Source organism: Streptococcus sp. Marseille-Q3604 (assembly GCF_916619785.1).
Classification (GTDB): Bacteria; Bacillota; Bacilli; order Lactobacillales; family Streptococcaceae; genus Streptococcus.
The window spans coordinates 1,011,644-1,023,784 of sequence record NZ_CAKAKM010000001.1 but is presented as its reverse complement, the minus strand read 5'-3'; the positions used below and the strand labels follow the sequence as shown (position 1 = coordinate 1,023,784).

Below are 12,141 nucleotides of genomic sequence, written 5' to 3'. Positions count from 1 at the left end.
ATATAAAAGGACAGATATCTGATACAAAAAAAGTGTTAAAGAACATCAACACTTTATTTGAAGCTGCTATAAACTTAGAAGAAGTATTTGATATTGAAAATGAGGAATTAATAGAATATTTGAAAGATAAGATTATTAAGTTATCGGGGTTAAACTCAGGGACAATGAATAATCTAAATGGAAATATCAACTATAAAGGTCAAGATGGAGCTAGAGCGAAGTTAGATGAATTCATAAATAATCTCTACAAATCAATTAAAAAATCTGTAGAAAAAATGAATGAAGAAATGATAAAAGAAAAAAAAGCGTTATCTATTGAATTAGATTCTTATGATGAATCTAATTATAATGAAAGCATCAAAAAGAGACTTGAGAGATTGAATAAAATATTGTCTCATGAGGGAGTAGTTGGTTCTGAATATACTAGTGAGAAACTTGAGAACTTTAATAAAGTTATTTCAGAGAGAATGGAGAAAGATATTCCACCCGGTTATAAAGATAAGAATAAAACTAATAACGGAAACGGGTTGCGTACTTTTGGGAAATTATCTTTTCAAAAATCTTATGGAGATGCTATTTTATGGTTGGACTTAATAGAATATATCAAAAATAGTGAATATGAGAACGTTGTTATCGTTTCCGATGATACAAAAACAGACTGGAGTGAGAAAAAGGGGGAGAGTGAGTTAAAGAAAGAATTGAAGATTGAATTTCTACAGACAACTGGAAAAAAAATAATTAGAAAACAGAGTTTAGAATTTATACAGGAAATATTAGAACTTTCTGAAGATGAAACAAAGGGTATTAGAGATGAAATTAATGAATTTGTGACGATAAACAGTGAAATAGAATTTCAGAATACTATAATTGTTAGAGCTAAGAAGAAAGGATTTAATGAAGTCTTTTTAGGAGAGGACAAATGGTACTCAGTCTATATTAAAGATGAGCGTATTCCATTTCTAAAATATATTGCAGTTTATCAGACTACCCCAATTTCTAAAATCACCCATTATGCAGAGATTGATAAAATTGTAGAGTCTCCAGAAAATCCTTCTAAGAAAATGATTCTTTTTAAAGGAAAAGCTATTAAGTTAACTAGACCGATACCTTTAGGTTTTGATTGGAATGCGATGCAGTCAAATCGCTATACTTACTTTGAGTATCTGTTTAATTCTTATGATATTGATCATTTATTGGCTAAAGATTTCAATTATTATCAGAAATGTTTGGATGATTCAGTTGATGAAGAAAACCTAGATAGCGACGATAATAATAAAGAAAATGATGAATAATTATCATCGTAAAATGATTTGTTAACTTTAAAAGTTTATGCAACATAAAGAAAAAACACAACTCAGGAGAGCTGTGTTTTTTCGTAAGAAGATACTGTGTTATTGCCTATTTTTTGTCTTATTGAAGTAAATTTTAGTGTTTATTAATACCTTTTTTGAAAGTTAAATCCCTTAAAATCAGTATTTATGATGATAACAAGCCTAAAAAAATCATGAAACAAATCTTGCATGTTCATCATAATATTTTCTAGATTCCTTTCATACCAAGGGTTTAGCCCCTGTTTCTTAAATTTTACTGCCCACTTCTGCCCAGAAATGAGTAATATAAAAATCTTAACTATTATACCATGTTTAGCTTGATTAACAAAGTGAGGAGAAGTATTGGAGGAATTTGTTAAGACTTGATTTTTTCTTGTTCATAAAAAATGTTAAATCAGTTACAAAGCCACTAATCCTTAAATTATGAGACTTGTTAAAAATAGTGTACAATGGTTTATTGTTAATCCGGTCAAAAATTCGATTGGAGATAGAAAAAGAAAGAGAAGAAAAGAATGCGAAAAAGAAATATTTTGGGGCTCTTTGTAGGACTAATTATAGGGCTGTATACAGTCTTAGGAATGAGCCTATTTATCTTTATTAATTTAAAATTTAACTCTGTTTATTATGCTCAGCATATCCCTCATAAGGAGGGGACAGAGCCGGACGTCATTATGTTGATGGAGAATATGGGTTGGGCCTATACACCGGAAATAGAAGGTATTAGCTATGATGAGGACGGGACGTATGCTATAACTAGAGAAAAAGGAACTAAAACGTCTGTATTAGATCTTACAGGTGATACTCTATTTTTTCATTCCGAATCAAATGATAGGTATCTTCTTAATCGTAATTTTTCTGTCCAACATGCTTTTGACAAACGTTATCACAATATTAAATATAATCAACGAAAAGTCCTAAAAGAAATTAGAGAGACCGTTCAACCTGTGATTGATGCTCAACCAAAACCATTAATCAATCTTCAGTGGTTGTTTAATTTAATTTATCAAAGTAGGTTTAATTAGAGAATAAGATAGCATAGAAGCATTTTGTAAGATTGATTATGCTTGTGAGCATATATAGTTACGCTAGTTAAAAGTATAAAAGAAAACGCTTTGCAGTTTGCAAAGTGTTTTTTACGGTTAGAGGATAGGTGCTAGTTCTTCCGAAATAAAAAAGTAGTAGAATTGAAAATTCTAAGGATGTGGGACTAGGATGTTTTACTTAAATCTCACTTTTGATAGTCAGTCCCTATTAATCTGGAGAAATTTTCATTTGAAGAAGATGAGTGAAAAATGTTTGTATATAGTATAATGATTTTAGAAGAGTTAGAGTTATGGAATTGGGGACCTTGAAAAATAAATTAATGCAGAGGGAGGCAACAGTGACATGAAGTCGAAAAGATATACAATTATTGGAATAGTTGCCATTGTGAGTTTAATTTTCTTTGTAGTAGTGACTTTTTGTGGAAAAGGGCATCAGTGGAGTAATAATGTCGTACAAGGATTTAAAACGCTTGGTCTTAAAGGTAATGTAAAAGTAATTGGGACATATAAAGAAATTGAAGCATTTCACGGTACTGTTGTTGAAGTGAATTATACTGAGAGATTTTCTGATGGATATTTTTTAGATGAGAATCTGAGAGCAGATATACGAGAATATAATGGGGAGCATATTTCAGATTTTTATCCTCCGTTATCTACAAAGATCGAAGCATTGCTCAATGACAAAGAAAAAGACTTGTTTGATACTGTTAAATTCAACGAGTTTAGTTTCTTGTTAGATGTTTATAAAATGAGACCAGGTTTTCAACGAGAAGAAGATGAAATCAAAAAAGATGTTGCCAATAAAATTAATAAACTATTTGACAGACAAGTGACGTTTGATTATAGTTATAAATTTGAGCCAGTATCTAGAGAAAAAATCTACGCTACTATTCTTTCACAGGCAGTCAGGAATCGTGATAATGGAGACTTTGAAGCGGCTGGCTTTTATAATATTAGACCTAAAAATTTAATGAAGAGTAAAGCAGTGAGTCTTCATTTGGATTGTATTTTTGCTTCTCTTGATCCTAACGCTAGCAAGTCATTTTCGAGAGAGCATATTGATTATTTTAAAACAAAACTCTTATCTTTGCCCAAAGGCTCATTTTCTGATGGAATATATGAAATACGTGGTAATTATTATAGTGAAGAAGGGGAAAGTAATCATGTAACTTGTATATTTGTTGTTGAAGGTGGAGTAGGTCACTTTGAAGAAGATAAAATTAATTAAAAACAAGAAATACTCCTGAATAAAATTAGGTAAATTTACGTTCGGGATGTTCTTTGAGAAATGTACGCATCTCTCTTAAATGTTTCATAAACAGATCCTCTAACCAATAAAGAACCGAGATTTATTTGGTATGAAAAAATATCTATACTAGTATTGTCACTTAAAAGATATTTACTATCGTGACAGTAATCAAGGGGTTAATATAATAAATAAAACAATAGAGATGGGGGATTGACTTTGATAAAAAAACTACTAAGGATATCCTTAATATCTGTATTACTAATACTTTTGTTAATATCTATATTTAAATCAATCGATAACAGGAATAAGACTTATGATAGTGAATTCATAACTTCATTGGCAAAAGGATTGGATGAACGTTGGAAAGTTACTGACCTAAAGAATTATGATGAAAGAGAAGTTGAAGACTATAAATCTTATATAGATTATGAACTAATTGAAATTGAACAGTATAAAAATAGGAAATTTAAAAATCCTAAGTTAAAGAGATTAGCTAACACATATATTAACGTCCAAAAGAATGAAAGAAAATCTATAGAAAATCAAAATTTTGTGGATAGTACTTTTGTAAGTGAATGGAATCAATACCAAAATAAACGTTTTGAATTGCTTCTAGATATTAACTCAATAGTCGGAATTCCTGTTCAAGATAAAAATAGCCTAGATAGTATATTGAAATCTGGTAAAGCTGTGAAAGAATTTAATAGAGTTTACGGAATATTAGTAGATACTTTTGCTAAAAAAAACTTTGTAGCTGAAATGGTTTCAGGTGTATCGGAAAAAGAGAAGCGCTACATAGGGAATTTTGAAAATACTACAGGTCATGAAATCACGTACATAGATGTTGCAATTAATTTTTATGATGAAAATGATAAAGTTTATTCTGGTTTTCGCTTTAACACAAGATATGGATGGGAAAATGGAACTAAAGAAAGCTTTGAATTCTCGATTCCAGATTCAGATACGAGGTTCAAATTTTTAAGGTTAAGTTGGGTGAAAAAAGTTTTAGCTTTGAGTAGATTTTCTATTTTATGGAAGGGTAGACAATATTGTTTCAACTAAGTTCTAAAAATAGAAAGTTATGCAAAAAGAGGTATAAAAATACCTCTTTTTGTTCACTCTTCAATTATGCTGTCACTGTCCATTTACTGTCCTATATAGTGTAAAATATATAGAAGTTGTTAAGTTTACTAGTAGTTAAATCCCTTAAAATCAGTATTTATGATGATAACAAGCCTAAAAAATTCTTGGAACAAGTTTTGCATGTGGACAATTGTCCACTTTTTTTATAAAACGAACTCAACCAAAAAGGTTTAGTTATCTGTAAGTCATATTTAAAGGAGGTATTGATCTTTGGATAAGTTATATGCATGAATAAGTAAGTCTACAAAACATATGTTATACCAGTATATGAAGAACAATGATATTTCGTTACTAAACTATAATTTCAATTACTTTTTTCAACATTGTATTCAGAAAAACCAAATCCAAGTGATAAGCCACCACTTTTCTAATCATAAGATAGAAGGTTTGACAGTAGTTGATAAGTTAGGAACCAGTTTCTCTTATGAGATAGATAATCCAAAAGTAAAGCAGAATTTTACACTTTGTCACGAATTGGGTCACTTTATACTTAAACATGATGGAAATTATTTTGCAGAATCAATTGATAATAAAGAGAACTTGTTAGAGCGAGAGGCGAATATCTTTTCTGCTGTGGTCTTGATACCAGATATTGTCCTTTTATCAAAAATCTACTATAATCGTGATACTTTTCATCAAGTGCAAAATATTGCTTTTGTGGATATGAGATCTTTCTATGCTAGTGTTGAGTGTGTGGAACGTGGATTGTATCTTTTAAGGACCTCGCTTTGTGTGATGAGTAGAGCAGATAATTCAAACGGACTTATCTTAGCTTCCTCTCCAATGTTCAAGAAAGTCTTTTGAGCACCACAAGAGGCGAAGTCACAAACTCCGCCTCCTTCTACATATTTTTTGTTGTAATAGCATATTTTATTTGAAATATCAAGACTTATGCTTGATAAAGCTAGAAAACTTACCCTTTTCCAGCAAGAATATCTGATACTTTATACAATCCTGGGGAATATGTCCGACCAAATAGTTTTTTCGTCAAGGCATTAAACGTATAATGGTCATCTAAAATCAAGACTTCGTCATACGTTTTTAAGAGTGCAATAAAGTCATCGTCTGTTAAATTGGAATCATCTCTAGTATCGATATTTTTATTGCTGAGGTAATAACTTGTTGCGCTGTCGCTGTATGATGCCATTAAATCTAAAAATTTTTGGTCAACCGACACAAAATTTTCTCTGGCATCAACATTGACATCCCACAGATAATAACGACTAGCATATTGGGCAAAATAATTATCTACATTCTCCTTATCTGCTGTTACAACCAAAATTCTATCCGTTGACGAATTACTCTGACTTCCAGTAAACTGACGAATTTCTTTTGCGACCTCGTTTGTTTCCTGATTGTTATTGTAAACAATGCTATTATTTTCTGACAAGAACATTCCAATGGCATAAACTGTCAAAACAAGGCTCGCGTATTGGTACAAGCGTTTATTAAATAAGCTCTTGTAAGACCTAGCATTACGTTTACTAATGATTTTTTCATACAGACCCTTGTCCATTACCCATGCTAAAGCCATGGTCAAACAACCAAAAGCAAAGATAACGATGCTCGAAGCATAGCGCTCAAATCCTGCTAATTCTAACGCTTCATCAGTCGGCATTGCTGTCAGATACATGAGTAAAATGCCAATATAGTAAGTCACAATCGAAATATCAACAAATCCCCAAGTCAACAAGACAAATTTCTTATATTTCAAACGAATGCCAATCACAATAAAGGCAATCATCATAATCAGATTGATTATCAAAATTCCATTGCTTGCCAAACTGTCAAACGTAAACACCGATTTGACAAAAAGAGTGATAATTTTTTGTGGGACGCCTGACAGATTTCCAGTCAATACCTGACCAAGTTCTGACATGGACACCGCATGCTTGGCACTTGAGGCATTTGGGAAATTATCCGTCACATGCTTTTGCCAAATAACAAAAGGAAGACAGCTGACTAGCAAGGTCATTATGAGCAGCACTAGTGCTTTTAAACGTGCTCTTTTACGAACAAGTAAACGCACAATACAAACCACATAAACTACTAAAACGAGAGCGACAAAGAAAAGTCCATCTACTTTGACGATACTTAATAATCCAAGAATTACCGCCGTATTTAGCGACAAAAACCAGAAACGATTACGATAGACAAAACAACCTGCTATGGCTGCCAAGGCCAAGGCCGGAAGCAGAAAATCAACCAGCAAATTATTTAATCGAATAGCAACGTTGAACGTATTAAAAACAGCAAACGAAGCAAAAATCATGCTAACCATTAAGACACGTCGATCATCACGAAGTGCCGCAAACATGGCATAAAGACTGGAAGCAATCAAGAAGAATTGCCCGACCAACATACTACCTTCTGAAAAGCCTACGATGGTCGTGAAAAAATAAATGAAAAGTGAACTTCCAACAGGATAGGTATAATAACTAATAATCGTATCCTGTTGTGTTGGCAAAGCATTATTGATATGGAAAAATTTTACAATCGTTGCCCAATGCGTAAAATTATCATAATGTAAAAGCGGTGAATGCCAGAGCGTTATTCCAAACAAAAGCAAATAAGCCATCATTCCAAGCGAAATATAATCAAGTCTCCTAAAGCGATATTTCTTTTTCCATACCGCCCAAAGATAGTAAAGACTCAAAAGACAGCCCAAAACAGAAATGGCATACACGGTCTGCAACATAAAGCCTAACAAACTACCAAGGTACAATACCAATGTAATGACTGAAAATGTAAACACCCATGTCAGACGGCGATTCATCTTCACAGTATTACGGAAAAAGGCATTGTACCCCATGGTAATCACAAAGAACAACAGTAATCTAGCAATACTAATCATACTCTCCCTCTCCATTCATTTGCTAAGGCTTTAAAAGCAGGTAAGCTATCCAAATCCGCTAAATTGGTAACTCGATAAAGCGACTCGTCTCTATCAGTATCATAGGACACAAAAGTCAACTGAATTGGCAAATCTTTGTAGGTAAATGCGACATTCGGTTCTTTTTTAGGATTTGTCAATTTTCCAGAAAATGTCATGTAATAATAATCTGTCTTTCTAAGCTGGCATTTTTTTCCAGCAACCTGAACCTCTTCATTGACACGAACTTTCGGAAAAGCTACTTGGTCATAGGCTGAAACAGGACGTTCATTATTTTGGAAACGTTGACTAAAGTTCTCAAATAAATCATCCCATGTTGTCATCCAAGGGTCTTTTTTCTTCGGAAGATTGTGATTAATGCGGTCATAAATGTACTGATAAAATTCGCGCTTATCAGCTTCAGGAACTTCTGAAAATTGAACGCCGTAGCGCCAACCATTATCAATCGCAAAAACACGAACAACATGACCTTTTACCCTCGCATGGTAATCACGTGATTGCAAATTAAGCGTCAGTTCTTTTTCTTTCGGCAAATACAATGGTAAATCCGTATAGAATGAAATCCCCGTTTCTGAAATATCATAGACTCTCACTTGGTAAGAATCATCATCAACCTCAATAACCATAGCTTCATCAACAGTAAAACGCTCACTTGAGCGATAAATCGGACGACCAAGCGCACAGAAAATCGCAAAGGTCAAATTGATGATATGATAAATCAACCAAAAACTGATAATACTTCCATAAAAAAGCTCTGAACCAAATTTTCCATAGTTAAAAGTCACCAAACCATAAACGGCTAATCCCCATAAAACAAGATAAGGAAGCGCATAAAGGTACAACGTCCACGACGTATAATTTCCCTTACGTGTCACCTTAAATTTTTTATTGCTAATGCCAAAGGACTCCAACATCATGGGAATAAACAAATACGGAGCAAAAATCGTTTCCACAATTTCTCCCCAAACCTGTGTTTGGTATTGTTTTGAGACTTCTCGCATTGACAAGCGTGTCAAGGCGAAACTTGGCAACCAGAATAGGAACAGTAGCCAGATATTTGACACCACCACACGCACATGGAAAACCGTATATAAAATCGGTGCCAAGATATACAATAACCGTCTAAAGAAAGACCACCAATAAAGATAGCCATTAATATAAACAATTCTTTGCCCCATTGTCAATTTGGGATTAAAGAAGATATTCATATTGTAGCTACTGCGAATAACGCCACGTCCCCAGCGCACGCGCTGTTTGATGACACTCTTCAAATCTGTCGGCGTTAACCCGCTAGCCATTGGACTTTTCGTCGAATAATTTACATAACCAGCCGCATTTATCCGAACACCTAGCTCGAAATCCTCCGTAATGGTATCTGTCGGAAAACCACCAACATCTTCAATCGCCTTGCGGAAAATAAGCGTATTAGACCCCGTATAAAGCGCTGCACCGTGCGAATTATTGAAAACATTAATTTCTTTGGAAAAGAAATCTTGTTCGTTTGGTAAGGTTGATTCTGAAAATAAGTTAAATTGGAAAATATCAGCATTGTAAAAACTTTGTGGCGTTTGAATCAAACCAATTTTTGACTTATCATAATCGTCACCATTTTCATAAGCCTCAACTTGTTCAACAAAATAAGGCACAGTTTCCAACAGGAATTCACGATAAGGAATCATATCCGCATCAAATGTCGCCACCAAAGGTGATGACGTCTGACGTAAAGCATTATTGTAGTTTCCTGATTTGGCATCTTTATTATCCGCCAAACCAAAATAACCAACACCAAGCTCATCAGCCAATTTGGCAACTTCTAGACGATTGGTATCATCACAGACGTAGATATGCACCTTAGACTTATCAGGATATTCCATAAAAGTGCAGGCATTAATCGTCTTATAAAGCAACTCTGGATCCTCATTATGCGTTGCAATCAAAACATCCACATCTGGGTAACGCTCCTTAGCAATCTCAGGCTTTTCAAGCTTAAAGTCCTTTTGCTTATTCCAAATGAGAATGTAGCCTGTAATGGCTGAAACTACCTCACTTCCCCACAATAAAATCCCAAAGATCAGCGCAAACCATGAATCATGCCACGGAATAGTCGCCACCAAACGCCAAGTTAAATAAAAGGCAGTCGTTACAAATGCAACGAAATAGAGTATCCTCTTACTAGTCTTCATTCTCACCTCCACTAAAAATCAAATGTTTTTGCACAAAATAACTGACAATGAAAAGTGTACCGTCAACTAAAATCTTCACCAATGAAATTGGCAGCGTCGTCAAGGCATTTCCTAGAACTGTTACCAATAAACTTGACAAAACAATCTGTACTACCACCAAAGTGAAGTATTTTATCGCACTATTTGATTGACCTCGTTTAAAGACCACCTTACGATTCAAGGTGAAATTAACAACAGATGATATCACACGCGCTAAAATCGAAGCTAACGTCACCGCACTAAAACTCAATCCATTAAACAAAGAAATTAAAATCGTAAAAGCAACAATATCAACCAAGAAGGAAAACAATGATGAAAAAATGTACTTGAAGAAAACCTTGTAAATTCTAATCGAGTCACGAATCACATCAAAATGCGACGACTGATTTTCATCCAAATAAATCGTTGCAATGCCAACTTCACAAATCAGAATATTGTCCTCTTTTGCCTCAAGTAACATATTCATCTCAAACTCATACCGTTCACCCTCCACGGTTAAGAGTTTTGGCAACCATGACATAGGAATCACACGAAGTCCCGTTTGCGTATCAGAAACGTTCACACCTGTCATAGCCCCCAAGACGTCTCTTGTCAATAAATTTCCAAATTTACTACGTAAAGGAACAGATTTTTCAAATGTTCTAACACCCAGCACCAAACTATCAGGATGTTGCAAAAATTCAGCCAAACATTTCATCATGTCTTCGTAGGTGTGTTGACCATCAGAATCAATCGTCACAATTCCTTTGGCATTAGGAAAATTGTCCAAAGTATATGAAATAGCCGTTTTTAAAGCACGACCTTTTCCTTTATTATCAGCATGTCTTTGCAAATGACAAGCATAGTTACTCTGCGCTATTGCAAATAACGGTGCAAAATCAGCTCCACTACCGTCATCGACTAGAATAATGTCAAACATTTGATTTTCCTTATCCCGAATATTTTTCAAAAGTTCCAACAAACGGTCATCAGGTTCATAGGCAGGAATGACAATAACAACATCTTGAAACATCATCGACGTTCTCCTTTTTGACTTTTATTTTCGTACATTTTCTTATCAGCTATTGCAAATAACGGTGCAAAATCAGCTCCACTACCGTCATCGACTAGAATAATATCAAACATCTGATTTTCCTTATCCCGAATATTTTTCAAAAGTTCCAACAAACGGTCATAAGGTTCATAGGCAGGAATGACAATATCAACATCTTGAAACATCATCGACGTTCTCCTTTCTGACTTTTATTTTCGTACATTTTCTTATCAGCTATTGCAAAAAAATCAACGAAGTTTTTATGTGATTGATAAGAGTCCGTATAAGCACCTAAAGATGCTGTAATCCCCATATCTTTGAGAGTCATTTCTGCTTGAACAAGTTTTATTAAAAATTCAGCTTGATTTTCAGAAACTCCAGGGAGTAAAACCGCAAATTCATCTCCACCTAACCTTGCTATTACAGCACTTTCAGGCATTATCTTCGTTAAAATATCACCAAATTCAATTAGAATCTTATCTCCCGTAGCATGTCCAAAGGTATCATTTGCTTCCTTGAATTTATTCAAATCAGATATAATAACCGTAATTTGTTCTTCTTTACGTGTCAGACATTCCTCAAAAGCAAGCTCAATATATCGTCGATTATGAACCCGTGTTAAAACATCTTCGTATGCCATCCTCTGTATTTCAAGTTCATGAAATTTCTGCTCTGTAACATCAAGAACAAAACAAGAAACACCAATCACTTTTTGGCGATTGTTATAAATGGGAGAATACATATTTTGCCAGTAAAGCGTTTTGTCGCCTGTCTTAATAGTATCCATAAATATAAATGTTTCACCCTTTTTCGCACGATCAACATTTGCTTTTAAACGCGCAGCATCTTCACTATTAAGATAATTCATTGGAAAGTCACCAATTTTGGGAGTGAAATAAAAGATTTCTTCCATGAGCCGAATATCATTCTTATTAACCGCAATAAAACGATAATCTAAGTCTACAGCATAGACGTTAATAAGTTTCGAACTCTGTAAGATAAAGTGGGATAGCATATGCTGTCTTCGATTAAGGTAAGATGCTAGGGTCCAAAGAACTAGTATTCCTATAAAGATTGCTAAAACGATGGGATTATCATGGTCAATCAAAACATCATCATACACTAAGCGCATTAATAACATTAACGCAGCAAAAATACTTAAGTACATTAACAATCTTTGATGCTTGATTAAAAAATCACTTACTTTTCCTAATACCATTACAGCCT

At 33.9% G+C, this 12,141-nt stretch carries 9 protein-coding genes and 1 pseudogene; 5 read left to right on the top strand and 5 right to left on the bottom strand.

All coding sequences use genetic code 11. The features are described 5' to 3' along the window. The 5 genes and pseudogenes from LG375_RS04320 to LG375_RS04300 all read left to right on the top strand — a co-directional run. On the top strand, positions 1-1,292 hold a 1,292-nt coding region (locus LG375_RS04320), incomplete at its 5' end, for a PIN-like domain-containing protein (RefSeq protein ID WP_225745362.1). 551 nt (positions 1,293-1,843) lie between these two features. Next, positions 1,844-2,353, top strand: a complete 510-nt coding sequence (locus LG375_RS04315) for a hypothetical protein (RefSeq protein WP_225745361.1) — start codon at positions 1,844-1,846, stop codon at positions 2,351-2,353. A gap of 364 nt (positions 2,354-2,717) precedes the next feature. Continuing rightward, complete coding sequence (locus LG375_RS04310) at positions 2,718-3,602, top strand: hypothetical protein (protein WP_225745360.1); 885 nt, start codon at positions 2,718-2,720, stop codon at positions 3,600-3,602. 357 nt (positions 3,603-3,959) lie between these two features. Next, entirely contained in the window at positions 3,960-4,685 is a 726-nt protein-coding gene (locus tag LG375_RS04305; RefSeq protein ID WP_225745359.1) for an FxLYD domain-containing protein, read from the top strand. Between the two features lie 333 nt (positions 4,686-5,018). Further along, positions 5,019-5,444, top strand: a pseudogene (locus LG375_RS04300) (ImmA/IrrE family metallo-endopeptidase); the annotation flags it as partial. Between the two features lie 235 nt (positions 5,445-5,679). Here LG375_RS04300 and LG375_RS04295 read toward each other — a convergent pair. The 5 genes from LG375_RS04295 to LG375_RS04275 are packed head-to-tail and all read right to left on the bottom strand — an operon-like array spanning position 5,680 to position 12,133. Beyond that, a complete protein-coding gene (locus LG375_RS04295) occupies positions 5,680-7,620 on the bottom strand; it encodes a hypothetical protein (protein WP_070475404.1) in 1,941 nt (646 codons plus the stop codon). Then, positions 7,617-9,842 (bottom strand): glycosyltransferase family 2 protein, encoded by a 2,226-nt coding sequence (locus tag LG375_RS04290; RefSeq protein ID WP_037599185.1) that lies wholly within the window; start codon positions 9,840-9,842, stop codon positions 7,617-7,619. The genes LG375_RS04295 and LG375_RS04290 overlap by 4 nt, the downstream gene beginning before the upstream one ends. Then, positions 9,832-10,896 carry a bifunctional glycosyltransferase family 2/GtrA family protein gene (locus tag LG375_RS04285; protein ID WP_107372301.1) on the bottom strand — a complete coding sequence of 355 codons (1,065 nt, stop codon included), beginning with the start codon at positions 10,894-10,896 and terminating at the stop codon, positions 9,832-9,834. Before LG375_RS04285 ends, LG375_RS04290 begins: the two co-directional genes overlap by 11 nt. Continuing rightward, on the bottom strand, positions 10,893-11,102 hold the full coding sequence (locus LG375_RS04280) for a glycosyltransferase family 2 protein (protein ID WP_064524257.1): 210 nt from the start codon (positions 11,100-11,102) through the stop codon (positions 10,893-10,895). The genes LG375_RS04285 and LG375_RS04280 overlap by 4 nt, the downstream gene beginning before the upstream one ends. Next, entirely contained in the window at positions 11,099-12,133 is a 1,035-nt protein-coding gene (locus tag LG375_RS04275) for a GGDEF domain-containing protein (RefSeq protein ID WP_037599187.1), read from the bottom strand. The genes LG375_RS04280 and LG375_RS04275 overlap by 4 nt, the downstream gene beginning before the upstream one ends. Positions 12,134-12,141 lie beyond the last annotated feature (8 nt).

Bases quoted from the DNA above. Each gene is read 5' to 3' on its own strand.
- LG375_RS04315 (WP_225745361.1), top strand. From the start codon at position 1,844: ATGCGAAAAAGAAATATTTTGGGGCTCTTTGTAGGACTAATTATAGGG.
- LG375_RS04285 (WP_107372301.1), bottom strand. From the start codon at position 10,896: ATGATGTTTCAAGATGTTGTTATTGTCATTCCTGCCTATGAACCTGAT.
- LG375_RS04280 (WP_064524257.1), bottom strand. From the start codon at position 11,102: ATGATGTTTCAAGATGTTGATATTGTCATTCCTGCCTATGAACCTTAT.
- LG375_RS04295 (WP_070475404.1), bottom strand. From the start codon at position 7,620: ATGATTAGTATTGCTAGATTACTGTTGTTCTTTGTGATTACCATGGGG.
- LG375_RS04290 (WP_037599185.1), bottom strand. From the start codon at position 9,842: ATGAAGACTAGTAAGAGGATACTCTATTTCGTTGCATTTGTAACGACT.
- LG375_RS04275 (WP_037599187.1), bottom strand. From the start codon at position 12,133: ATGGTATTAGGAAAAGTAAGTGATTTTTTAATCAAGCATCAAAGATTG.
- LG375_RS04310 (WP_225745360.1), top strand. From the start codon at position 2,718: ATGAAGTCGAAAAGATATACAATTATTGGAATAGTTGCCATTGTGAGT.